This is a genomic window from Ruegeria sp. AL7, from assembly GCF_056536105.1.
Genome location: NZ_JBQFJF010000001.1, coordinates 2,342,423 through 2,365,982 on the forward strand (window position 1 = coordinate 2,342,423; position 23,560 = coordinate 2,365,982).

The window sequence follows — 23,560 nt, forward strand, 5'->3', positions numbered from 1 at the left end:
TATTCTTACTAACCTGCAGTGGCCAATGTATCAACTGCGCCCGAACAGGCGTTCGATGTCGCTTAGCTTCAGTTCCACATATGTGGGTCGCCCGTGATTGCACTGGCCGGAATGCGGCGTGGCCTCCATCTCGCGCAGCAGGGCATTCATTTCCTCGGCCCGCATCCGACGACCGGACCGGACCGAGCCGTGGCAGGCAACCCGACTGAGGATCGCCTCGATCCTTGCCTGCACCATCTGGCTTTCGCCCTGATCGGTCAGTTCGTCGAGGATATCAAGGATCATCGCGCGCGCATCGACCTCGCCCAGAATGGCCGGGGTTTCGCGCACGGCAATGGCGCCTCCGCCAAAGGGTTCGATGGTCAGCCCCAAACGGGACAGATCATCACAGACAGCCATCAGGCGGGCGCAGTCACCTTCGGACAACTCAACAATCTCGGGGATCAAAAGCGCCTGTGCCGCGACTCCCGTCTCGGCCATTTGTGTTTTCAGCTTCTCATAGACCAGCCGTTCATGCGCGGCGTGCTGATCAACGATCACCATTCCATCGGCAGTCTGGGCGATGATGTAGTTTTCATGCACCTGCCCGCGCGCAGCACCCAGCGGAAGATTCTGCGCACCGGGCTCCTGACCCTGTGATACGGGTGCAACCGGGGTCGGATCGACAATGCTGCCGCTGTAATCATGCGCCAGTTCCGCAAAACCCGGAGCCTGCGCCCGGTACGCGGCCTGGCGCGCTGCGGGCGACGGGCGATCCATCTGATAGACCCGCGCTGGTGCAGACTGCGCAGGCTCCGGTCTCATTGCACCCAGGGTCGCATTGGCCACGGTCGATGACGCACGATGCCCTGCCTCGGCCAAAGCGTGGCGCAGGCTGGATACGATAAGCCCGCGTGCAACGCCGGGATCGCGGAACCGGACCTCGGACTTGGCGGGATGAACGTTCACGTCAACCAATGTCGGGTCGCAGTCGATGAACAATGCCGCCGCCGGGTGACGGTCCCGGCTGAGGAAATCGAAATAAGCCGCCCGCAAAGCACCGGTCAGCATCTTGTCCCGCACGGGACGCCCGTTGACAAAAAGGTACTGCGCCACCGCAGCGCCACGGGAATAGGTCGGCAGGGCCGCATAGCCAAAAAGCCTGAGACCGTCGCGCGTGGCATCGATCCGCAGCGCATTCTCGGCAAACTCGCGCCCGATCACACGGGCAAGACGGGCGTGCAGGGCGTCAAACAGGTCGCCATTCTCGCGATCCGCGCGGAAGATCACACGGCCTTCGCCACCGCCCGAGACATCGCGCAGGGTAAATGTGACGGATGGTTCGGCCATCGCCAGCCGTTTCACCATGTCCGTGATCGCCTGTGCCTCGGCCCGGTCGGTGCGCATGAATTTCAGCCGGGCGGGGGTGGCGAAGAACAGATCGCGCAGCTCGACCACCGTACCCGCGCGCAGGGCGGCAGGCTTGACCGACCCCGTCTTGCCACCTGCAACATGGATCTGCGCCGCATCCAGACCCGGCGCTCGGCTGGTTATGGTCAAGCGTCCGACAGCCCCCAACGAGGGCAGGGCTTCGCCTCGAAATCCGAAGGTGTGGATATTCAGCAGATCCGATCCATCAATCTTTGACGTGGCGTGGCGCGACAGGGCAAGCGGCAAATCTTGAGCCGGGATGCCGCAGCCATCGTCGGTCACGCGGATCAGTGTCTTTCCCCCGTCGGCGATTTCGACGGATATACGCGTGGCCCCGGCATCCAGTGCATTCTCGACCAGTTCCTTGACCGCCGAGGCCGGGCGTTCCACAACTTCACCCGCCGCAATACGGTTGATCGCAGCATCGTCAAGCTGTCTGATCACGGGGCGATTTTCGCTGATATTGGGGTTTGTCTGCGCCATACCCCTAGACCTAGCACAACCGCGCACGATTCTGCCACCGGTTTGAGCATGTCTTCTGATCGGAAAGGGGCGCCCGGATGGCCGTGAATGAATCCCCATTCCGTACCATCCGGGCGTACCAAAGTGAGTGGTGTGTTCAGCTAATCAATGGACAGCCCTCTAGCACGAGACTTCCCAAAAATCTGCTTAAGATTAACCTTAACGGCATCTGGGCAGAGTTTGGCCGATGACGCATAGGCATCTGCGGCAGGAAAATGCCGTCTCAGGCTGACGTCTGAACACCAATGCGTGTGCGGCATGGGCCAAACATGGCCGCCAGCGCCAGGATCAGCCCGGACATCGTTGCGATCATCCCTGCCGCACTGACCGCATCCGCCGCGCCCAGCCACAGGGGCCCGTAGCCTGCCAGCACATACCCCGTCACGGCAGAGGTTACGGCGATCACGACACTCCAGCCAATCTGCGCCTCAAGCCGGTTGGTCAGCATCCGCGCAGCTGCCGGAGGGCAGATAAACATCGCGATCACGATGATCGAGCCCACAGCGTCAAAAGCGGCAACCGCCGCGATAGCCGCAGTAATGACGAGCGCCATGCCCAGAAGCCCCGTGCGAATACCAATCGTGCGGGCGAAACCTTCGTCAAAGGTGGAAATTTTCAGCGGCCGCCAGAACAGCCATGTAAACAGCATCACACCCACCAGTGTCAGCGCAATACGGGGCAGTTCCGGGGGCAATCCGGCAAGGGCCTGAGCGTCCAGCAACGAAGACCACCCGGTCGCGTCCAGCCAGATCAGGCTTTCGAGATTGCCGTAAAGCGCATGTTCCACATCCAGATGCACGGTTGACGTATCCGTCTGCTCAAGCAGCAGGACGCCTGCCGCGAACATGGTGGTAAAGACCACGCCCATGGCAGCCCCGGGTTCGATCTGCCCCAGCCGGCGAATGGCCTCGATCAGGACCACGGCCAGAACCGCGGCCCCTGCCGCACCCAACATCATCGGCCAGGTGGATATGGCCCCGGTCAACAGAAACGCAACAACGATACCCGGCAGCACCACATGGCTGATCGCATCGCCGATCAGCGCCTGTTTTCGCAACACAAGAAAGTTGCCGGGCAAGGCACAGGCGATGGCCGCACATGTTCCGATCAGCAGCGGCGTCAGAGACAGCGGAACGAATTCTTCACCACTCATGCCGGTATCCCCTGCGGTCCGCCAATCTGGCGGTCGATCTCATCAATCTGGTCGCGTGTCAGAACGGTTTCGATATCGCGCAATCCGTCATATAGCGCAGCTGTCGCCTCGTGCGCCTGATCGGCGCGCACGATTTCCCATCGCTTTTCATCCCGCAGGGCCTTGGCCGCGCGGGCCTTGCCGGTGTCCGTCGCCACGCCATCCGCCCGGACCAGCCCGGCACGCCGCAGCAAACGCAGAGTCAGGGGTTCATAGATCTTCTGCCCTTGTGCCAGCGCCAGAAGTCCCTGACGAATATGCACCCGGCGCTGAAACCGCAGATGCCGCAGCACCGCCGCCAGAACACCACGCATCGGGGCGAAGAAGAGGGATGCAAGGAAAAAGGCAAAGCTGACCAGTACGATGATCGGGCCGGTTGGAAGATTGGGCGCAGATGCGGATATGGCAGCGCCGATATATCCGGCCAGACCACCTGCCAACCCGGCCAGCAGAACAACGCGTTCCGAGCGGTCAGACCAGAACCGGGCGGTCACCGCCGGAATGATCAGCAACGCCACGATCAGGATCAGGCCGACGATTTTCAGACCGACCACGGTCACGGCCATGACCAGCCCCATCATGGCCAGGTCGATACGATGCACTGGCACCCCGCGCGCCGCTGCGTATTCGGGGTCGAATGCGACAAGGGTCATCGGACGGCGGATGATCAGCACCAGAGCCAAGGTCAAGGCGCCACCAAGTGCGATGATCACCGCATCGGCCCACAGCATTCCGGCGGTTGAACCCAACAGGAAACCTTCCAGCCCGGCCTGACGGCCAACCCCCATGGTCTGGATGACCGTCAGCAGCACGATCCCAAAGCCGAAGAACACGGACAGAACCGCACCGATCGCGGCGTCCTCGGCCAGGCGGGTGCGCCGTGTCAGCCAATTCATGCACAACAGACCAACCCAGGCGGAAATAGCGGACCCCACCAAAAGGCCCGGCAGGTTGCGCCCGTCCCCGCCCAGCGCGACCAGCACCATGAAAGCGATACAGACGCCCGGCAGGGTTGCATGGCTGATTGCGTCGCTGACAAGGGCGCGCTTGCGCAGAAACAGGAATGTCCCCGTCACGCCCGCCGACACGCCCAGCAATGTTGCACCGATGGCAACCAGCGTGGCGTTATAGCCAAGCTGAAGGGTCAGAGCATCCCAAAGCATGAACTATCCCAGCGCGCGTGAAATCTGATCGATCTGCGCCGTTGCCAACCTGCCACCATAGGCCGATTGCAGCGATTCCGCCGTGAACGCCTCGGCCACCGGCCCCTCGGCCACCTTGCGGGTATTGATCAGGAAAACGTGGTCGAAATAGTCGGTCACGGTGGCCAAATCGTGATGCACGACAACGACTGTCTTACCGGCCTCTTTCAGGGATTTCAGCACCGCGATGATGGCTTTTTCGGTGGCGGCGTCGACACCGGCAAACGGCTCGTCCAGCAGGTACAGATCAGCATCCTGAGCCAGAGCACGCGCCAGAAACACACGCTGTTGCTGGCCACCGGACAGCTGGCCAATCTGGCGATCCGCGAAATCGCGCATACCCACACGGTTCAGGCAATCCATCGCACGGGCCTTGTGGCGCGCGCGCAAGCGGCCCAACAGGCCCAGTTCACGAGACAGACCCATCAGAACCACGTCGATCACCCGTGTCGGGAAATCCCAGTCCACACTGGCACGCTGGGGAACATAGGCAACACGCGGGCGCTGCGAATTCAGCGGCTGACCAAATACGGTCACCTGCCCCGACAATGGCGTAACGATGCCCAGCGCCGCCTTGAGCAGCGTTGATTTTCCAGCGCCGTTTGGCCCGATAATGGCGGTCATCGCGCCAGGCGTAACCGTCATATCAACCGAAAAGACCGCAGGTTTTTGCCCGTAGGAAACCGTCAACCCCCGAACAGCCAGAGGGCTGTTATCCAGGTTTTGTTCCTGGACCGTCACACCTTCGCTGCTGATCAGCCCCAGCATCTCTCAGAACCCTGCTGACAGTTTGCCGTTCATGCCGCGATCGGGAACTTCTCCGCCCAATGCGCCTGCGATGACGGTGATATTGTGATCCAGCATCCCGATATAAGTGCCTTCATAGGTGCCATCCTCGCCCATAGCGTCCGAGAACAACTCGCCCCCGACCTTCACCTCGTGCCCTTTGGCTTCGGCCCCTTCGATCAGCGCGCGGATCGACCGGTCAGAAACCGAGCTTTCGACGAAGACCGCCGTGATCCGGCGATCAACCAACAGGTCAACCAACTCTCCGATCCGGTTCAGGCCCGCCTCGGATTGGGTCGAGATGCCCTGAATGCCCAGAACCTCGAACCCGAAACTTTCACCGAAATAGCCAAAGGCGTCGTGGGCGGTGACCAGAACCTTGTTGTGATCCGGTACCGAAGACAGGGTTTCCTCGGCATAGGCCGTCAGACGATCTATGTCCGCCAGATGGGCTTGTGCGTTCGCGGCAAAAACCTCTGCTGCTTCGGGGCGTACCTCCGTCAGCGCACGCTGCACTTCCAGAACAACCTCGCGCCACAGCGCGGGTGTCATCCAGACATGCGGATCATACTTGTCGGCATAATCATCATGCGCACGCAGCATGGACTTATCTACGCCCTCTGCAACCGCAATGACGGTCCGTTTCCGCTCGAGATCATGAAAGAAGTCTTCCATTTGCGCTTCGAGATACAGGCCGTGCCACAGAACCAGATCTGTCCGAGTCATCGCCACGATATCGCTGCGCGTCTGGCGATAGGCATGGGGATCAACGCCGGGGCCCATAAGCCCTCTGACCTCAACCAGATCACCGCCGACCTGACGCGCTGCATCTGCAATCATGCCCGTCGTGGCCACCACTTTCAGCGGTGCACCGGCAAACGCCATAGCTGGCACCGAAAGGGCCAGAGCCAAAAATGCAAGGCAATGCCGACGAATCATTTCCAACCTCGATTTGGATACGTGTTGGATCAAATATGAGAACCATTCGCAACTAAGTCAACGCTAATGAGAATTATTCGCAAGAAAACCTCTGTTATTTGTCCAAATGGTCAAAAATATTCGATCATTGCGCCGGAACACCTTCCATTCCCGGGCCACCCGTGCGATTTTGTCGCAAACCTCCCAAAGGACGTAACCATGGATACGCAGAGCTCAGAAAGCCCCGTGCGCACCGCGCATCTGCCGCAAGTGACCGAACCCCGGAACCCCGGAATGGAACTGGATCTGGACTGGGTGCGCGCCGTTCAGGCCAATACTTCCGCGATTGAACGCCGTGCGGCCACATTGCCGGGCCGCCGTTCGGTCAAGAAGGAATATCAGGCTGCGTGGCTGCTGAAAGCCATCACGATGATCGACCTAACCACGCTGTCGGGCGATGATACGGTGGGCCGTGTGCGCCGCCTGTGTGCAAAGGCCCGTCAGCCGGTTGCGCCTTCAGTCCTTCAGGCGCTGGACATGCCGCCGATCACGACCGGGGCGGTTTGTGTCTATCACGACATGATCGAAACCGCCGTGGACGCCCTGAAAGGCACTGGCATTCCGGTCGCTGCCGTGTCCACCGGCTTTCCCGCCGGCCTGTCCCCGTTCCATCTGCGCGTGGCCGAGATCGAGGAAAGCGTGAAGGCCGGGGCCGAGGAAATCGACATCGTAATCTCGCGCCGTCACGTGCTGTCGGGGGACTGGCAGGCCCTGTATGATGAGATGAAGGCGTTCCGCGTGGCTTGTGGCGATGCCCATGTCAAAGCCATTCTTGCGACCGGAGAATTGGGTAGCCTGCGCAATGTTGCGCGCGCCTCGCTGGTGTGCATGATGGCCGGGGCGGATTTCATCAAGACCTCGACCGGCAAGGAAAGCGTCAACGCCACCCTGCCCGTGTCGCTGGTGATGATCCGCGCGATCCGCGATTACTATGACCGCACCGGATATCGGGTCGGCTACAAGCCTGCAGGTGGTATTTCGAAAGCCAAGGACGCGCTGGTTTATCTGTCGCTGATCAAGGACGAGCTGGGTGACCGCTGGCTGGAACCGGATCTGTTCCGCTTTGGCGCCTCATCGTTGCTGGGCGATATCGAGCGGCAGTTGGAACACTATGTCACCGGGGCTTACTCGGCTGGTTACAGACACTCGATGGGCTGAGCCCGTGGGTATGTCTGGACAGTGAGTATTTGGGAAAAGATGAAGTCATGACAGTCAAAGAGATTTTTGAGACCATGGAATACGGCCCCGCCCCCGAAAGCGCCGCCGAGGCACTGGCCTGGCTGGTCGATCAGGGCGACAAGTTCGGACACTATATCGATGGTGCTTTCACCAAGCCGGGCAAAGGGTTTGACAGCCGCAACCCGGCGACCGGGGAGGTTCTGGCCAAGCTGACGCAGGCCAAGCAGGCCGACGTGGACGCCGCTGTTGCCGCCGCGCGCAAGGCTCAGCCGAAATGGGAGAAACTGGGCGGCGCGGGCCGTGCGCGGTATCTGTATGCAATTGCGCGACTGCTGCAAAAGCATTCGCGTCTGTTTGCGGTGCTGGAAAGCCTCGACAACGGCAAACCGATCCGGGAATCGCGTGACATCGATATTCCGCTGGCGCAGCGGCATTTCTATTACCACGCCGGTATGGCGCAGCTGATGGAAAGCGAGCTGCCCGACGCTGAAGCGTTGGGTGTGTGCGGTCAGATCATTCCGTGGAACTTCCCCCTGCTGATGTTGGCGTGGAAGATCGCGCCTGCGCTGGCAATGGGAAATACGGTGGTTATGAAACCCGCTGAATATACCTCGCTGACGGCGCTGTTATTTGCCGATATCTGCACACAGGCCGGTCTGCCGAAAGGTGTCGTCAACATCGTCACCGGAGACGGTGCCGTGGGCGAGATGATCGTGGCCTCGGACGTGGACAAGATTGCCTTTACCGGCTCGACTGTTGTGGGCCGCCGCATCCGTGAGGCCACTGCCGGATCTGGTAAGGAACTGACGTTGGAGTTGGGCGGCAAATCCGCGTACATCGTCTTTGATGACGCCGATATCGACTCGGCCATCGAAGGGCTGGTGGATGCGATCTGGTTCAATCAGGGTCAGGTCTGCTGTGCAGGTTCGCGCCTGCTGGTGCAGGAAGGCATCGCCGACCGTTTCCACGACAAGCTGCGCGCCCGGATGGACACGCTGCGCGTCGGCAATCCGCTGGACAAATGTATCGACGTGGGCGCGGTTGTGGACCCGGTTCAGTTGCAGACCATCAAAGGAATGGTCGAAAGCAACACAGCGGGCCATGTGCATCAAGCTGCCTGCGATCTTCCCGCAAACGGCTGCTACTACCCGCCGACACTGATCTCGGGGCTCGAGACCTCGGACCCGTTGATGCAGGAAGAGATCTTTGGTCCGGTGCTGGTGTCTTCGACTTTCCGCACACCGGAAGAGGCCGTCGAGCTGGCCAACAACACCCGGTACGGTCTGGCGGCGACTGTCTGGACCGAGAATGTGAACCTTGCGCTGGATATCGCGCCCAAGCTGGTTGCGGGCGTCGTCTGGGTGAATGCCACCAATCTGTTTGACGCCGCTGCCGGGTTCGGTGGGGTCCGCGAAAGCGGCTTTGGCCGCGAAGGTGGTTGGGAAGGGCTGACCGCCTATACCAGACCCAAGGGTAAGGCCAAGCCGCTGGCAAAGGTCGAGGCAGCCATGGGCGAAGGGGCACCGGTCGACCCGATTGACCGCACTGCCAAGTTGTATGTCGGCGGCAAGCAGGCGCGGCCCGATGGTGGTTATTCGAAACCGGTTTGGGGCAAGTCCGGCCTGCTGGGCCATGTGGGTCTTGCCAACCGCAAGGACGTGCGCAACGCGGTCGAGGCTGCGGCAGGTGCCAAAAGCTGGTCCAGAACCACCGGCCATCTGCGGGCCCAGATCCTCTATTACATCGGCGAAAACCTCTCGGCCCGTGCCGGTGAATTCGCGGCGCGGATCGACGCCATGACCGGCAGGAAAGACGGCGCGAAAGAAGTCGAGGCTTCGATCCAACGCCTGTTCACTGCCGCCGCCTGGGCCGATAAGTATGACGGCCAGGTCCATGGTGTTCCGATCCGGGGCGTGGCCATCGCCATGAAGGAACCCGTTGGCGTGATCGGTGCGCTTTGCGCGGATGAGGCACCGCTGCTGGGTCTGGTCTCGGCCATGGCGCCTGCGATTGCGATGGGCAACCGGACGGTTCTGGTGGCTTCTGAGCCCTACCCGCTGGCGGCGACGGATTTCTACCAGATCCTTGAGACTTCGGACGTCCCTGCCGGTGTGGTCAACATCCTGACGGGCAGCCATGCGGAACTGGCGAAACCGCTGGCCTCGCATCTGAATGTCGACGCGGTCTGGTCGTTTTCGTCCACCGACCTGTCGAAAGAGATCGAGGTCGTTTCAGCCGGGAACCTGAAGCGGACCTGGGTCAATAACGCGACGGCATTTGACTGGAGCATGGACCATTCCCGCCGCTTCCTTCAGGCTGCAACCGAAATAAAAAACATCTGGGTGCCCTACGGCGAGTAGGGCTCTCACCCTAAGGAGTAAATTGTTTGGCTGTTGTTTCATATGAGGTCGTTGCGTCATGAATGACAACCAAAGAGTTTACTCCGAATGTGGTTCCCGAATTCTCGAAGTCGTGAGCGGAGAAGATGGTCTTTACACTCTTCAGGAGTTCGCACGAAGATACGATGCCGAGGAAGAGGTAACATACGAAATCAAAGTCGAATCGACCTACAGAAGTAAGTTTGATGACCTTGGCATTGCCTTGAAGGAAGCAAAAAGGCTGATTTCCCTCTGACGACTTCGCAAACGAAGTAACGGCGCCATTCCGCAACAAAGGTACCTCGCATGGATTTTTCAGGACAAACCGTCGTCGTCATTGGCGGCACCAGCGGCATCAATCGGGGCATTGCCGAGGCTTTTGCGGCCTCGGGGGCCAAACTGGCCGTCGCCAGCCGGTCGCAGGAGAAAGTGGATGACACCGTCGCTGCACTGAAGGCCGCGGGCGCGACAGACGCCATTGGAGCGGCCTTTGACGTGCGCGACCCTGAGGCGGTGGCGGCGGGCCTGAAACAATTCCATGACGCATTCGGTGAATTCGATGTGCTGATCTCGGGCGCGGCGGGCAACTTCCCGGCGCTGGCGTCCGAGATGTCGGTCAACGCGTTCAAGACCGTGATCGATATCGACCTGATGGGCACGATCCACGTGATGAAGGGGGCGTATCCGTTCCTCAAACGCCCCGGTGCCAGCATCATCAATATCTCGGCCCCGCAGTCCTACCTGCCGTACGAAGGCCAGTCGCATGTTTGCGCCGCCAAGGCGGGGGTGGATCAGATCACCCGCACGCTGTCGATGGAATGGGGTGTCGAAGGGATCAGGGTGAATTCGGTTGTGCCGGGGTTCATCGAAGGCACCGAGGGTGCGAAACGCCTTGCGCCCACCAAAAACGCCCACGAAGAACTGCGCCGCGACGTGCCGTTGGGCCGCTGGGGCCAGCCGCAGGACGTGGCCAACGCCTGCCTGTTCCTCAGCTCGGATCTGGCCAGCTATATCAGCGGCACGGTTCTGGCCGTGGATGGGGCACTTTATCAGCGCGGATCGGGCAAGTTCGGCCAGATGATGGGCGATATGCTGCGGAGTATGAAAAAGGGGTGAGCCGCAACTCACCCCTTGCAGTTCAGTTGGTAGTTTCCAGCCCAACCGGCTTTCCAACAACAGTGAAATGCAGGCCGTCCGGGTCCAACAGTTCGGATGCAACGCGGTTCACGTCTTCCAGTGTGACCGCGTTCACCTTGTCATTGCGGGTGGCGATATAATCGATGGGCAATCCTTCCATCTGCATCCCCACCATGATCCCGGCAATCTGCCCGTTGCCATCAAAGCGCAGCGGATAAGCGCCAGTCAGATAGGTCTTGGCATCGTCCAGTTCCTTCTGCGTCACCCCTTCGGTGGCAGCATGCGCCCATTCGTTGCGAATAACCTCTATCGCCTCGGCAATGCGGTCATTGGCCGATGACACCGACCCCAGGTAAACCGAGGCCAGATCCTTGGGCACAAGATAGGTTCCAACCCCATAGGTCAGGCCACGCTTTTCGCGCACCTCCTGCATCAGACGGCTTTCGAACCCGCCACCGCCCAGGATGTGGTTCAGGATATAGGCGGCAAAGAAATCAGGATCGTCCCGATCTATTCCGGCATGGCCAAACAGCGCCACGGATTGCGGGGTGTCAAACTCGACAACACTGATCCCGCCGGGGATGGTCACGTTGGCCTTGCCCGGGATGGGCTTGCCCGTTTCCGGCAGGTCGGCGAGCAATGTGTCAAGCAATGCGCCCAGTTCTTCGGCCGTGATATCGCCGACGGCCCCCACATAAAGACGATCCTTGGCAAAAACGCTTTCATACGCCGTTACCACATCATCCCGTGTCAGCGCCGAGACGCTTTCGATCGTGCCCTTGCCTTCGGAACCATAAGGGTGATCGCCATAGGCCATCTGGGCAAAGTTGCGGCCTGCAATCTCGTTCGGGTCGGTTTGATCTGATCGCAGCCCGGACAGGATTTGTGCGCGCACACGGTCAACCGCGTCCTGATCAAAGCGTGGTTCGTGAATCGTCTCACGCAGCAGGTCGGCAACCTCATCCCGGTTTTCGGTCAGAAAACGTGCGGAAATCGAAACCGTGTCGTCACCGGCGTTATAGCGGAACGATGCGGCCAGCGCCTCAAGCTCGCGCGCATAGGTCCGCGCGTCCATTTCGCCGGACCCTTCCTCGATCAGCCCGCTCATCAGATAGACGGCGCCGCGCTTGTCCGGGTCGTCCAGCGACGTACCGCCACGAAAGCGCAGCTCGAGCGCGGTGAAAGGGATCGAGTGATCCTCGACCAGCCATGCGGTGATCCCGCCGGGCGAGGTCACTTCTTCAATCTCGATCTCGGCCAAGGCAGGCAGAGCAACCAGACAGGCAATCAGCGTTGCGAGAAACCGTTTCATTGCGTCACCTCATCATCGCGCATCAGCCAGCCGGTGACCGACGCCTCGGGTTGCAGAACATCGCGGGCGGCGGCGATGATTTCGTCGCCGGTCACAGCCTGAAGAATATCAGGCCATGCCTGCACGTCCTGTATTGTCAGGCCGCTGGTCAGGGCGCGCCCATAGCGGTTGCCGATCCCGTCCACATTGTCGCGCGCATAGGTCTGCGCAGCCCGCAACTGCATCTTGATGCGGTTCAGATCGTCCTCGTCTACACCTTCGGCAATGAAATCGGCCACGGCCTGGTCCATGGCATCTTCGGCCTCTTGCAGGGAAACCCCTTCGGCGGGAACCACCAGCAGATCGAATGTTGTGTCATCCAGCGAGACGTCACGATAGAACGCCCCAGTATAAACAGCCATTTTCTGATCGAATTGCAGCTTTTCGTTCAGGTAAGAGGTCGTGCTGCCCCCCAGCAGTTCCGCCAACAGAAACAGGGCTGCCGCCTTTTCCTGATCGCCCGGATCGCGTTCGGGCGCCAGGTAACTGCGCTGGACATAGGGCTGCGCCACGCGAGGGTCCTTGAAAGTCAGACGGCGTTCGGCGGTTTGCGGGGGCTCCTGCGACCGGACCCGTTCCGGCAAATCCGCATTGGCCGGGATCACACCGTAATACTGATCGGCCAGAGTGCGGACCTCGGCGGGGTCAACGTCTCCGGTGACAACCAGAATGGCGTTATTGGGCGCATAGTGGGTCTGGTAGAAAGACAGTGCGTCTTCCAGTTCCAGTTCTTCCATCTCGTGCTTCCAGCCGATGATCGGCACGCCATAACGGTGATTGAGGTATTGTGCCGCGCTCATCTGTTCGCCGAACAGGGCGCGCGGGTTGTTTTCGGTGCGCTGGTTGCGTTCCTCAAGGATCACATCGCGCTCGGTCACGATATCCTCATCGCTCAGGCGTATGTTCCGCATACGGTCCGATTCCATGCGCATCATCAACTCAAGCCGGTCGGCGGCGACGCGCTGGAAATAGGCAGTGTAATCATACGAGGTGAACGCGTTATCGTTGCCGCCATTGGCCGCGACGGTAGCCGAGAACTCACCTGGCGCCAAAGTATCTGTGCCCTTGAACAACAGGTGTTCAAGAAAATGCGCGACACCCGACGATCCGATCGGCTCATCCGCCGATCCGGCGCGGTACCAGACCATGTGCTGCACGACAGGCGCGCGATGGTCTTCGACCACGACGACATTCATGCCGTTGTCCAAAGTGAATGTGGTGACCGCTTCTTTCCCGCCCCCGGCAAAAGCCGGGGTGGTGGCGATCAGGGCAGCCGACAAGGCCAGGGCCCGAACCATGGGGCATCCTCCGTTTCGTTTTATAGTATTCAAACTACGGTGGTGCGGCCCGGGTTCAAGCCCGATGACGGAAAGTTAAGAATTATTCATTCGGGGGCGAGGTCGGGGTTTCGACCCCGGCCCGGCGGGCGGCATCGGTTTCCGAATACGGATCGATCGACTGGCGTTCGTAGACCTGATTATAGCGGTCGACGGGGAACAGGCGCAGACCGGTCCAGCGGCCCCGGCGTTTGCGGAACGCGGCATCCTCGGCTTCGACCACTTGCCGTGCATCGGCTGGCACGCCATAACGGCTGGACGCCGTCACAAGCGCTGCATCCGACGACGGCACACCGGCATTGGGGTTCAGGGCGGCGGCATTACCGCCCAGCGCGATCACCGCATCGGCCTGAGGGGTCGGGTCTGTCAGATTTCCACCACCCGGCGTCGGTGCCGGCAGGAACGCGTAATCCTGAGGCTGGGTCAGCGGCTTGACCGGCAATACCGAAAACTCATCCGGACCCTGTCCCGGAGGCGCCAGATCCCGCAGTCCGGGATTCGAACATGCCGCAACCGCAGCGGCAACTGTCAGAACAAATATGGCGCGCGGCATCCGCATTGGTGTCTCCAGCCTGTTTCAGGCGCTTTTATCGCATATCATTCCGCGCGTCACGAGGGCTTTTTGCCGTCAAACAAAACCAGCCCCAGCGCTCCGGCGAATATGAACACATCCGCCAAGTTGAACACAAACGGGTTGTTGATGCCACAGCAGGACATGTTCAGGAAATCCAGAACAAACCCATAAAGAAGCCGGTCGACCACATTCCCAAGCGCTCCGCCGATCAGCAGGCCGCCACAGAACAACATGTATTTCGAACGCGTCGAACGACCAAGCCAGACAAGCACACCGATGCAGATCACCACGGACACACCGATCAAAAACCAGCGCGCAGCCTCAGAGTCGCCCTGAAACAGGCCGAAATTGATGCCCCGATTCTCGCCGTATTTGAACACCAGCAGCGGTGGCAGAACATCGATACCGTCGGGCCGTTCAGCCACGCGCAGGACGTGAACGACCAGATATTTGCTGATCTGGTCGATCGCGAAGGCGGCCAAGGCCGCCCAGAGAAGCAGGCGTGACCGCATCAGTGACGGAAATGACGCATACCGGTGAAGACCATCGCCAGACCAGCCTCATCCGCTGCGGCGATCACTTCATCGTCGCGCATGGACCCTCCCGGCTGAATGACGCAGGTCGCGCCCGCTTCGGCGGCTTCCATCAACCCGTCGGGGAAGGGGAAAAACGCATCCGATGCCACGGCGGAACCGATGGTCAGCGGTTGCGGCAAGCCCAGCGTTTCGGCCATACGTTCGGCTTTCTTGGCCGCGATCAGGGCCGAATCCACTCGGCTCATCTGCCCCGCGCCAACACCCACGGTCGCGCCATCCTTGACGTAGACGATGGCGTTGGATTTGACGTGCTTGGCCACTTTCCACGCGAACAACAGGTCACGCATCTGCGCGTCGGTCGGGGCTTTCTTGGTCACGACCTTGAGGTCGTCCATGCCGACAAAGCCGTTATCCTTGTCCTGCACCAACAGCCCGCCGGCCACCTGACGGACGGTTTTGCCACCTTCGGTTACATCCGGCAGCGCCTCGGTCGTAAGCAGGCGCAGGTTTTTCTTGGCGGCAAAAATCGCCTTGGCCTCGTCCGAGGCACCGGGGGCGATTACAACCTCGGTGAAGATGCCCGTAATCTCTTGCGCTGTTTCTTCATCCAGCGGCTGGTTCAGCGCAACAATGCCACCAAAAGCCGAGGTGCGGTCGCAGTCAAATGCCGCCTTGTACGCCTCAAGAAGGGTTGAACCTGTGGCTACACCGCAAGGGTTGGCGTGTTTGATGATGGCGCAAGCCGCGCCTTTCGCCGGATCAAACTCGGCCACCAGCTCAAAGGCCGCGTCCGTGTCGTTGATGTTGTTATAGCTCAGTTCCTTGCCCTGATGCTGTACGGCGGTGGCGACGCCGGGGCGGTTGGTGCCGTCCGTGTAGAACGCTGCCTGCTGGTGGCTGTTTTCACCATACCGCAGGGTCTGCTTCAACTCGCCAGCAAATGCGCGGCGCGTTGGGGCGTCCAGTTGCAGCGCATCGGCCATCCAGTTCGACACGGCGGCGTCATAGGCCGCTGTTCGGGCATAGGCCTTTTGCGCCAGCCACTGGCGGAAGCCATAGGATGTCTTGCCATAGTTTTCTTCCAGCTGATCCAGCAAGGAGGAATAATCCTCGACATCCACCACCACGTTCACAAAGGTATGGTTTTTTGAGGCCGCGCGGATCATCGCCGGGCCGCCGATGTCGATATTCTCGATACATTCGTCATAGCCCGCGCCCTTGGCGACGGTTGCCTCGAAGGGGTAGAGGTTTACGACCAGCAGGTCGATGGCGCCGATGCCATGTTCCTCCATCGCCGCAACATGGGTGTCATTGTCACGCAGCGCCAGCAACCCGCCATGCACCATCGGGTGCAGCGTTTTGACCCGGCCATCCATCATCTCGGGGAAGCCGGTGATTTCGCTGACATCGCGAACCTCAAGCCCTGCATCGCGCAGCGCCTTGGCTGTGCCGCCGGTCGACAACAGTTCGATCCCGCGCTCGGACAGCGCCTTGCCCAGCTCGATCAGCCCGGTCTTGTCGGAAACGGAAAGCAACGCGCGGCGCACGGGGTGAAGGTCGGTCATGGGTCCAAAGGTCCTTTTGGCGTCAGTCAAACTTGGGCTCGTCCCGGTGCGTATCGCGCACGGCATAGGCTGTATCCTGCGCCTTGCTCAGCGTCCACCGGATGCGCGTCGCATACTCCATTGCGCGGCCAGATAGAACGATCTGTTTTGTCGCGCGTGGCTTTAAACGTCCTTTTTCAAGGTAAACACTTGGTTCGACAGATAATTTTCCCACACCATCATGGCGGAAAACCCAGATCTCGCCGCTTTTGAGCGCCATCGACACTGCCGCCCCGCCCAGATCCAGCGCAGCATCAACGTCAGGATGCAGATGAAAACGGATGTCATAGCCAACGCCCCTGAGGCCCGAGGCGTCCATCGCCCTGTCGAACTGACGCTTGGCCTTGTCGGTTGCGGTCAGCAGAATATCCTCGACCGTCAGCTCACGCCCGTCAAAGCGCAATTCGAATGTGCGCGCGTGGGTCAGCCCGAAGACTTTGACATATCCGTCATGCCCAGCCATGAAACGGATGCCTTCGAACGCATCTTCAAAATCGACCGGAACGTCCCGCGGCGCATCGACCAGCGCCTGACTTTCGCGGCCCGGCAACGGGTTGGCCAACCGCGCGCTCGAGAACCCGTCCAGACACAGGGTTGAGTGAGATGGGGTCGCACGCCCGGCACGGCGCCAATCCAGCCCAAAACTGGCCCCCGATCCACAATTCACGATCAAAGGGCGCCGCCCGGAGGTCAGCTCGAACGCCAGCGTGGATGCGTGCGCGTTGAATGAAGCCGCTCCGGACGGCGGCGCGCTGGCATCCACGATCACTGTGGTGCGCGCTGCGGACAGGCAGGCATAGCCCATTGGCAATTCGGTCGCCGCCTTGTGCTTGACGCCACTTTGCGCAAGCGCCTGTTCCAGCCGCCCTTCGACCCCGCGCCCGCCACCGTGAAACCGCGCCAGCACGCCATCCGCATGGCGCAGACTGCGCAAGGTCGGTGCGATCCGCTTGATCGCATTGGCCTGCGCAACGGGTGTGCCGCGTCCAAGGTCGCTGAGCGCCGCCGACGTCCAGCTGAGCAGCATGAACACTTCAAGCAGCTCTTCCGGGTTGCGTGTTGGAATACCGCCCTGTGCGTCCACCTGCCGGTCACACTCGCCAGCCAAAGCCCGCAGGGCCGGATCGGCCATCTGCTCCAACCCCTCCAGCGCCAATCCGGCTTGCACAAGACCGGCCAGCGCCTCGAAACGCGGCAACCCGGGCGTCGCGGCCTGCCAGCGTTTGGACAGGAACCATGTTTGCTGCGCCAAAGATCGAAAGAACAGTTTGCTTTGCTTTTCATCTGCCCCGCGCAGCAGAAAAAGCGCATGGTTGATCCAGCGCATCACCCGCCGCCCGGTCAGGTCAGGTACCCAGCCGGGGCCCTGCCCGCGGCCATGCGCCTCGATCCAGCCCCAGACCCAGCGCTGCGCTTTTTCTCGTGCGCGCATATCACCGACAGCGGCCAGATCATCCAGCCATGCAAAACCATGGCGTTCCTCGTCAAAGCCAGCGCTGGGGGCAATGACATCCCACAACGCTGTATCGTCTGCCTCGACCAAATAGCCGGCGAACAAGAGATTCCCCGCAACCAGCTGCCGCCCGCGCGCAAACGAACCAACGGTGCGCGGCTGAGGCTGCGCAACAAACCCCGTGGCGGCCTTTTGCCGTTGGCTGAGACGCGCGTAGAAACGGTTCTGCAACCGCATCCACCGACTGGCCATGGTGTCCGAATTTGACATGCGCGTGTTACTCTGCCCCTTGCGCTCTGCTGGCGCTTGAGACCCAACGATAGACCGCGCCGATCGTCAAGTCATCGAAAAGCGTGCACTCAGGCGGATTTGTTCAGGCAGGCGATATAGAACCCGTCCATACCCCCGCGATCGGGCCAGTAGTTGGGCCGTAGACGCAGGCCGCCTTCCTCGGTGATCCAGCTGTCTTCGATGCCGGAGAGCTTCAGTGCCTCGCGATCAACACGCATGTCCGGATACATGCCCAGCGCGTCTTCGATCTGAACCTCGCCCTCATCCGGCAAAAGCGAACAGGTGCAATAGACCAGCCGCCCGCCAGGTTTCAGCAGCGTCCATGCGTGGGCCAGCATCTGCGTCTGCAATTCGATCAATCCGCCAAATTCCGAGCCATCCTTGGCAAAGGGCAAGTCAGGATGCCTGCGGATCGTACCCGTGGCCGAGCAGGGCGCGTCCAGCAAAATCGCGTCGTACCGACCCTGATGGTCCAGCGCGTCACCCACGATGACTTCTGCCGTCAATCCGGTTCGTTCTAGGTTTTCGCGCACGCGTTCCGTGCGCGCCGCGGATACATCCAGCGCCGTCACATCCGAGCCCGCCGCAGCCAGTTGCATGGTTTTACCGCCCGGTGCCGCGCAAAGGTCCAACACCTTTTCACCCGCCTTCGGTGTCAGAACACGTACCGGCAGCGCGGCTGCCGCGTCCTGCACCCACCAATCCCCAGCCTTGTATCCCGGCAAGGCCGAGACCTGACCCGCATCCAGAATACGCACAGACCCGGTAGGCAGCTTTTCGCCCGAAGGGCTTTCCGCCCCCGGCTTCAGGGTAAGGTCCAGTGGTGCGCCCGCGAAATGCGCCTGTTCCATTCCGGCCACCGCTTCGGCACCCCACGCCGCGATCAGCGGGTCTCGCAACCACTCCGGCAGACGCGGGACACGCATTTTCGGCCATGCTTCGGGACCCTCGGACGCGACCTTGCGCAAAACGGCATTCACCAAGCCTTTCAGACGCCCGTGCTTGCGCGAGCGGCTGATGATTTCAACCATGGAGTTCACCACCCCATGCGCAGCTTCCCCGTTGCACAGCTCGACCGCGCCCAGCCGCAGCGCGTTGTGTACGGTCAGGGCGGGTGTTCGGTTCAGGTGGTTGTCCAGCAGACGGTCGGCGCGCTCCAGCCCGCGCAGGGTTTCCGACGCCAACCGCTGCGCGCGCGCGCGATCCTCTGGCCCCAACCGATCCAAAGCGCCCGCGGCCAGGCATTCAGACAACAGGCGGCCTTCGCCCAGAACCTGATCCAACAGATAGATTGCGCTGCGCCGTGCTGCTGTCGCGCTGTTTGTCATGATACCGCCTTCATGTGACCTGTGCCCGCATTGCCATTGGCGGACGCGGGCGTATATCAAGGCTATGCACGGAAAGGAACCCGATGTCATGAGTGACGACCGCAAAGACCTGCCCCCCGCCGCCCAACGCGCACTGGCCGAAGCGGAAGAACGCCGCCAAAAAGCCCGGGCCGAGGCCAGGGAAATGCCCAAGGAACTGGGCGGGCGCGATGGGCTGGACCCCGCCCGTTACGGTGATTGGGAAAAGAAAGGCATCGCCATCGATTTCTAGGCCCTCAGCCGCGCAGCGCCTTCAGAAAATCATCGATCAGGGCGCGCTGTTTTCTGGACTGCGCCCGATCTTCGGGCCATGTCAGCCAATACCCGTCCTTGGTCTGCAGCTCTGGCAGCTCTAACCTGCGCAACCGGCCATCCTTTAGATCACCGGACGCCAGCGGAACCGAGCCCAGCACAATCCCCATTCCGCGCCTTGCCGCCGAAACAGCATGTTCCATCGAATCGAAACTGACATGTGATGGCGCGACGTCCCCGTGCCCGTATTTCCGGTTCCACTCGCGCCAGCCAGGACGCTCGCCGCGCAGATCGATCAGGGGGGCACCCCATTCAACGCCCGGCGCGGCCATCGGCACCAGCACCTCATGCGCGATCAATGCCGCGTCGCGCCCGGCCCACACGCCGCGACCATAGCGGATTTGCAGCCAGGTGCGTTCCTCATCCAGCGACGACCGGCGCGCAACCGAGTCGGTCATCACCCGAACCTCGGGGCGCAGATTTCGGAACACAGGCAGGGCCGGCAAAACAAGGGCGTGAATGTTTGATGACAACCCGGCGACCCTGAGTTCGCGTGGCGATTTTCCAAACAGATCCTCAGTGTTGCGTTCCAACGCCAGCAGGCTGTCCTGCACCAGCGGCAGATAGCTTTCGCCTTCGACCGTCAGCGACACGCCGCGCGCCTCGCGCACAAACAGGGACCGGCCCAGCCACGCCTCAAGATTGCCGATCCTTTGGCTGACAGCGGCCTGCGTCAACCCGAACTCTTTCGCAGCGGCCGAGAACCCGCCCAGACGCCCAGCGGCTTCGAACACACGCAACCAATCCAGTGGCGGTAATCCAGTCTTATTTTTAGCCATTAGTTTTTCCAAGCCTCAGCCGAAATAAGGATTAATTGTCGTAATGCCACGAACGGCGTATCTGCTCAACCAAAGCTCGCGCCGAACAGGAGACCCCCAATGCTGCGCACCGCCACCCACGACACCTCGATTGTTACAGTCGCGTTTGACACCGGGGCCAAGGCCCGTTTCCACGCCATCTGGCTGCGCGACAACGCGCTGGACGCTGATACCCGAGCGCCGGGCAACGGTCAGCGCCTGATCACCATCGGCGATATTCCTGCCGACATCTCGGTCAGTTCAGCCGAGGTGGTCGCGGGCGACCTGCAAGTCACGTTCCAGCCTGAGGGCAATATCGTTACCTTCCCGGCGGACTGGTTGGCCGAAAACAGCTACGACCGCGATCATGACATTGCGCTGGGTCGCATCGCCCCCGGCATCACGACCTGGGAATGTGGCATCGCCGCGCCCAGCGGCGATTGGAACGAGGTCCATGCCAGCCCGGCGGCCAAGCGCAATTGGCTGGCCGCTGTGGCCGAGTTCGGCTTTGCCAAGCTGACCGGCGGCCCGACCGAGCCTGAATCGTTGCTGAAGGTCGCTGACCTGTTCGGCTATGTCCGCGAAACCAATTATGGCCCCTATTTCGAGGTGCGGACCGAGGTGAACCCGACCAACCTTGCCTATACCGGGCTTGGCCTTCAGGCGCATACCGACAACCCCTATCGCGACCCGGTGCCGACCTTGCAAATCCTCTATTGTCTGGAAAACTCGGCTGAAGGCGGGGAGTCCATTGTTGTTGATGGCTTCCGCGCCATCGAAAAACTGCGTGACGCAAACCCCGAAGGCTTTGCCCTGCTGACCGGATATCCGGCGCGGTTCGAATACAAGGGCTCGGACGGGGTCTGCCTGCGGTCGCGCCGCCCGATGATCGAGTTGTCGCCGGATGGTGAGTTGATCGGCATCCGCTTCAACAACCGCTCTTCCGCCCCCTTTGTGGATGTGCCGTTTGACAAGATGGAGGCTTATTACGCCGCCTATCGCCAACTGGGAGATATCATCGACGATCCGGCGATGGGCGTGTCGTTCAAACTGGAACCGGGGGAAAGCTTTATCGTCGACAACACCCGCGTCCTGCACGCGCGGCTTGGCTATTCCGGGGCCGGATCGCGCTGGTTGCAGGGATGTTACGCCGACAAGGACGGGTTGCTGTCCACACTGGCGGCGATGGAGATGGCGCATCCGGAGGCGGCGGAATGAAACCCGATTTCTCGACACTGAACCGGGACAATATCGTTGCCTTCATCGGTGACATCTTTGCGCGCCGCGGCGGTGAAGAATATCTGGGCGAGCCTGTCACCATGGCCCAGCACATGCTGCAAGGCGCCACCATTGCCGAGCAGAACGGGATGCCCGAGGAAATTATCGTGGGCGCCTTGCTGCACGACATCGGCCATTTCACATCCGAGTTCGGCACCTACCACCCGGATGACACCGAAGACCGTCATCATGAGGACGCGGGCGCCGAGGTACTGGAGCAGTTCTTCCCTTCGGTCATCACCGATTGCTGCCGCTATCACGTGGCGGCCAAGCGGTATCTTTGTGCCACCAAACCCGAGTATTTCAATCGCCTGTCCGCCGCATCGGTTCACACGTTGGAACTGCAAGGTGGTCCGATGAGCGCCGAAGAAGTTGCCGTGTTCGAAGCCAACCCGAACCTGAAAGAGATTATCCAGGTCCGCTATCTGGATGAGGCCGGGAAACGCGCCGACATGGAAACCCCTGACTTTGCACATTTTGCGCCGATGGTGCAGCGTATGGTCGACAAACACATGGAGGCCGCATGAACGCCCCGGAATACATCTTTGAAGCCAGCACCAAACCCTCGCTGCCCTGGCACGAGGTTCCCCTGATCCGCGCGACGGACGCCTCGGTCAAAGGCTATGGGTGTCTGATCGATGATCCCGAAGGGTTCGAGATCGAGATCACCCGCTGGCCACAACAGGGGTGGCGGCCGATCGATGAAGGCACCGGCGACGAAGGCGGCTGGGTCGAAGGCACCTTTCGCGGTGAGTGGAAGGGCGACGTGCTTTATGGCGAGAACGAAGCGGTCAATGGCCACTATGTCCTCGGCTGGTCCACCGATCCGCAGCAGGCACAGACAAGCCGCCAAACAGCGCCTCGCGATCAGGTGCTGCTGTGGCACATGAACTACCACCCGGATGGCGGGCAGATGTTCTGGCCGCTCGACAACAAGCCCTTCATCATTCCTGCCGCGTTGCCCGGCGACAACCTGACACCAGAAAAGGTGGTGGCGTTCTGGTGCGACGGTTCGCGCGGGCTGTATATCCATCCCGGTATCTGGCACGAGGGGATATTCCCGGTTGAAGACAACCAGCGGTTCCTCGATCGGCAGGGTGCGGTGCACGCCCGCGTCAGCGCTGATATCGGTCAGGAATTTGGCGTCTACCTCGCCTGCCCGCTGCGCGCCGACAAGATCAGGGATTTGTGATCAGAGCCCCCCGATGAGCAGATCGGCAACGCGCGATCCAAATCTGCGTAGCCAGCAGGTATGGTACGAAGAACGCGAAGTTCTGAACCTGATCGAAAGGGCCCGAGAAATCAGGCTCTGACCCCAACCCGCCGGTCAACAGATACCAAACCGTATAATGCACACGGTAGAGCCACGACCCCAGCGCCAGCCAGAACAGACGCAGACCCCATGCCCAATGGCCAGCACGATCCGCGAATATAGCCATGCGCGCCACCATCAGAGCTGCAGTGAACAGGCAGAGCCCATACAAGAAAAACGCTGCAGACATCATCGGTCCACCGATCGTTCCCCGCAGGGGGATATAGGTCATTCCTGCCAGTCCGGTGATCAAAGCCGACGCAATCAGAGCCACACCCAAGCCGCGGTGAAACCGATTGTATTTCAGCCGAAGCCCTTTCAGCAGCTGCAGCGGCACAAGAGCCACCAACACCGTTCCGGCAAGGATATGCAACATCATCGCCGCATTAGCGACACTCTGGTCATAGGCAAACAAGTAGCTTTTCTGTGCCGCGCTCTCAGACAGCCCGACGCCGATCATGTCAAACCCCTGCGCGACGAAGGGCAGCAGGGTCAGATAGAACAGGACCAGCACCAATCCGGTCATCACACGTGATGTCAGGTTCCCCATACGCCCGAGTGTAA

The 23,560-nt window shown here is 60.9% G+C and carries 22 protein-coding genes; 8 read left to right on the plus strand and 14 right to left on the minus strand.

The window, feature by feature from the left end; translation table 11 throughout:
* Positions 1 to 30: 30 nt before the first annotated feature.
* From mutL to ACR3E2_RS11860, 5 genes are all read right to left on the minus strand, one after another.
* Positions 31 to 1,893: a DNA mismatch repair endonuclease MutL gene (mutL, locus tag ACR3E2_RS11840; RefSeq protein WP_480482872.1), complete on the minus strand. Its 1,863-nt coding sequence runs from the start codon at positions 1,891 to 1,893 to the stop codon at positions 31 to 33.
* Between the two features lie 262 nt (positions 1,894 to 2,155).
* Positions 2,156 to 3,085 carry a metal ABC transporter permease gene (locus ACR3E2_RS11845; protein ID WP_480482871.1) on the minus strand — a complete coding sequence of 310 codons (930 nt, stop codon included), beginning with the start codon at positions 3,083 to 3,085 and terminating at the stop codon, positions 2,156 to 2,158.
* Positions 3,082 to 4,287, minus strand: a complete 1,206-nt coding sequence (locus tag ACR3E2_RS11850; protein WP_480482869.1) for a metal ABC transporter permease — start codon at positions 4,285 to 4,287, stop codon at positions 3,082 to 3,084. The genes ACR3E2_RS11845 and ACR3E2_RS11850 overlap by 4 nt, the downstream gene beginning before the upstream one ends.
* A gap of 3 nt (positions 4,288 to 4,290) precedes the next feature.
* The gene (locus tag ACR3E2_RS11855; RefSeq protein WP_480482867.1) at positions 4,291 to 5,094 is read right to left on the minus strand and encodes a metal ABC transporter ATP-binding protein; all 804 of its coding nucleotides are present in this window, start codon (positions 5,092 to 5,094) and stop codon (positions 4,291 to 4,293) included.
* A 3-nt stretch (positions 5,095 to 5,097) separates the two neighbouring features.
* Positions 5,098 to 6,051 carry a metal ABC transporter solute-binding protein, Zn/Mn family gene (locus ACR3E2_RS11860; RefSeq protein ID WP_480482865.1) on the minus strand — a complete coding sequence of 318 codons (954 nt, stop codon included), beginning with the start codon at positions 6,049 to 6,051 and terminating at the stop codon, positions 5,098 to 5,100.
* 198 nt (positions 6,052 to 6,249) lie between these two features.
* Between ACR3E2_RS11860 and deoC the strand changes: the two genes are divergently transcribed.
* From deoC to ACR3E2_RS11880, 4 genes are read left to right on the plus strand one after another with little or no spacing between them, the layout of a single operon-like run.
* Positions 6,250 to 7,248 carry a deoxyribose-phosphate aldolase gene (gene deoC, locus ACR3E2_RS11865; protein WP_480474226.1) on the plus strand — a complete coding sequence of 333 codons (999 nt, stop codon included), beginning with the start codon at positions 6,250 to 6,252 and terminating at the stop codon, positions 7,246 to 7,248.
* Positions 7,249 to 7,295: 47 nt separating this feature from the next.
* On the plus strand, positions 7,296 to 9,629 hold the full coding sequence (locus tag ACR3E2_RS11870) for an aldehyde dehydrogenase family protein (RefSeq protein WP_480482863.1): 2,334 nt from the start codon (positions 7,296 to 7,298) through the stop codon (positions 9,627 to 9,629).
* 58 nt (positions 9,630 to 9,687) lie between these two features.
* Positions 9,688 to 9,903 carry a hypothetical protein gene (locus tag ACR3E2_RS11875; RefSeq protein ID WP_480482861.1) on the plus strand — a complete coding sequence of 72 codons (216 nt, stop codon included), beginning with the start codon at positions 9,688 to 9,690 and terminating at the stop codon, positions 9,901 to 9,903.
* A 50-nt stretch (positions 9,904 to 9,953) separates the two neighbouring features.
* Complete coding sequence (locus ACR3E2_RS11880; protein WP_480482859.1) at positions 9,954 to 10,763, plus strand: SDR family oxidoreductase; 810 nt, start codon at positions 9,954 to 9,956, stop codon at positions 10,761 to 10,763.
* Between the two features lie 22 nt (positions 10,764 to 10,785).
* Here the strand turns inward: ACR3E2_RS11880 and ACR3E2_RS11885 are convergent, their stop codons facing one another.
* From ACR3E2_RS11885 to ACR3E2_RS11915, 7 genes are all read right to left on the minus strand, one after another.
* On the minus strand, positions 10,786 to 12,096 hold the full coding sequence (locus tag ACR3E2_RS11885) for a M16 family metallopeptidase (protein ID WP_480482857.1): 1,311 nt from the start codon (positions 12,094 to 12,096) through the stop codon (positions 10,786 to 10,788).
* Positions 12,093 to 13,433, minus strand: a complete 1,341-nt coding sequence (locus ACR3E2_RS11890; RefSeq protein ID WP_480482855.1) for a M16 family metallopeptidase — start codon at positions 13,431 to 13,433, stop codon at positions 12,093 to 12,095. Before ACR3E2_RS11890 ends, ACR3E2_RS11885 begins: the two co-directional genes overlap by 4 nt.
* Positions 13,434 to 13,515: 82 nt before the next feature.
* Positions 13,516 to 14,031 (minus strand): DUF3035 domain-containing protein, encoded by a 516-nt coding sequence (locus ACR3E2_RS11895; RefSeq protein WP_480482853.1) that lies wholly within the window; start codon positions 14,029 to 14,031, stop codon positions 13,516 to 13,518.
* Positions 14,032 to 14,081: 50 nt separating this feature from the next.
* Positions 14,082 to 14,558 carry a signal peptidase II gene (gene lspA, locus ACR3E2_RS11900; protein ID WP_480482851.1) on the minus strand — a complete coding sequence of 159 codons (477 nt, stop codon included), beginning with the start codon at positions 14,556 to 14,558 and terminating at the stop codon, positions 14,082 to 14,084.
* Complete coding sequence (gene purH / locus ACR3E2_RS11905; RefSeq protein WP_480482849.1) at positions 14,558 to 16,147, minus strand: bifunctional phosphoribosylaminoimidazolecarboxamide formyltransferase/IMP cyclohydrolase; 1,590 nt, start codon at positions 16,145 to 16,147, stop codon at positions 14,558 to 14,560. Before purH ends, lspA begins: the two co-directional genes overlap by 1 nt.
* 22 nt (positions 16,148 to 16,169) lie before the next feature.
* Positions 16,170 to 17,909 carry a heparinase II/III family protein gene (locus ACR3E2_RS11910; protein ID WP_480482847.1) on the minus strand — a complete coding sequence of 580 codons (1,740 nt, stop codon included), beginning with the start codon at positions 17,907 to 17,909 and terminating at the stop codon, positions 16,170 to 16,172.
* An 89-nt stretch (positions 17,910 to 17,998) separates the two neighbouring features.
* A complete protein-coding gene (locus tag ACR3E2_RS11915) occupies positions 17,999 to 19,258 on the minus strand; it encodes an RsmB/NOP family class I SAM-dependent RNA methyltransferase (protein WP_480482845.1) in 1,260 nt (419 codons plus the stop codon).
* Between the two features lie 88 nt (positions 19,259 to 19,346).
* Here ACR3E2_RS11915 and ACR3E2_RS11920 point away from each other — a divergent pair, with 88 nt between their 5' ends.
* A complete protein-coding gene (locus ACR3E2_RS11920; RefSeq protein WP_480474237.1) occupies positions 19,347 to 19,529 on the plus strand; it encodes a DUF1674 domain-containing protein in 183 nt (60 codons plus the stop codon).
* Between the two features lie 4 nt (positions 19,530 to 19,533).
* On the opposite strand, the gene ACR3E2_RS11925 is transcribed toward ACR3E2_RS11920, so the two are convergent.
* Positions 19,534 to 20,388 carry a LysR family transcriptional regulator gene (locus ACR3E2_RS11925; protein ID WP_480482843.1) on the minus strand — a complete coding sequence of 285 codons (855 nt, stop codon included), beginning with the start codon at positions 20,386 to 20,388 and terminating at the stop codon, positions 19,534 to 19,536.
* 99 nt (positions 20,389 to 20,487) lie between these two features.
* On the opposite strand from ACR3E2_RS11925, the gene tmpA reads away from it, so the two are divergent.
* The 3 genes from tmpA to ACR3E2_RS11940 are packed head-to-tail and all read left to right on the plus strand — an operon-like array spanning position 20,488 to position 22,876.
* Entirely contained in the window at positions 20,488 to 21,624 is a 1,137-nt protein-coding gene (gene tmpA / locus ACR3E2_RS11930) for a 2-trimethylaminoethylphosphonate dioxygenase (protein ID WP_480482841.1), read from the plus strand.
* The gene (gene tmpB, locus ACR3E2_RS11935) at positions 21,621 to 22,211 is read left to right on the plus strand and encodes a (R)-1-hydroxy-2-trimethylaminoethylphosphonate oxygenase (RefSeq protein WP_480482839.1); all 591 of its coding nucleotides are present in this window, start codon (positions 21,621 to 21,623) and stop codon (positions 22,209 to 22,211) included. Before tmpA ends, tmpB begins: the two co-directional genes overlap by 4 nt.
* Positions 22,208 to 22,876 carry an ureidoglycolate lyase gene (locus tag ACR3E2_RS11940; protein WP_480482837.1) on the plus strand — a complete coding sequence of 223 codons (669 nt, stop codon included), beginning with the start codon at positions 22,208 to 22,210 and terminating at the stop codon, positions 22,874 to 22,876. Before tmpB ends, ACR3E2_RS11940 begins: the two co-directional genes overlap by 4 nt.
* Here the strand turns inward: ACR3E2_RS11940 and ACR3E2_RS11945 are convergent.
* Positions 22,863 to 23,546 carry a DUF2306 domain-containing protein gene (locus ACR3E2_RS11945; RefSeq protein WP_480482835.1) on the minus strand — a complete coding sequence of 228 codons (684 nt, stop codon included), beginning with the start codon at positions 23,544 to 23,546 and terminating at the stop codon, positions 22,863 to 22,865. The genes ACR3E2_RS11940 and ACR3E2_RS11945 overlap by 14 nt on opposite strands.
* Positions 23,547 to 23,560 lie beyond the last annotated feature (14 nt).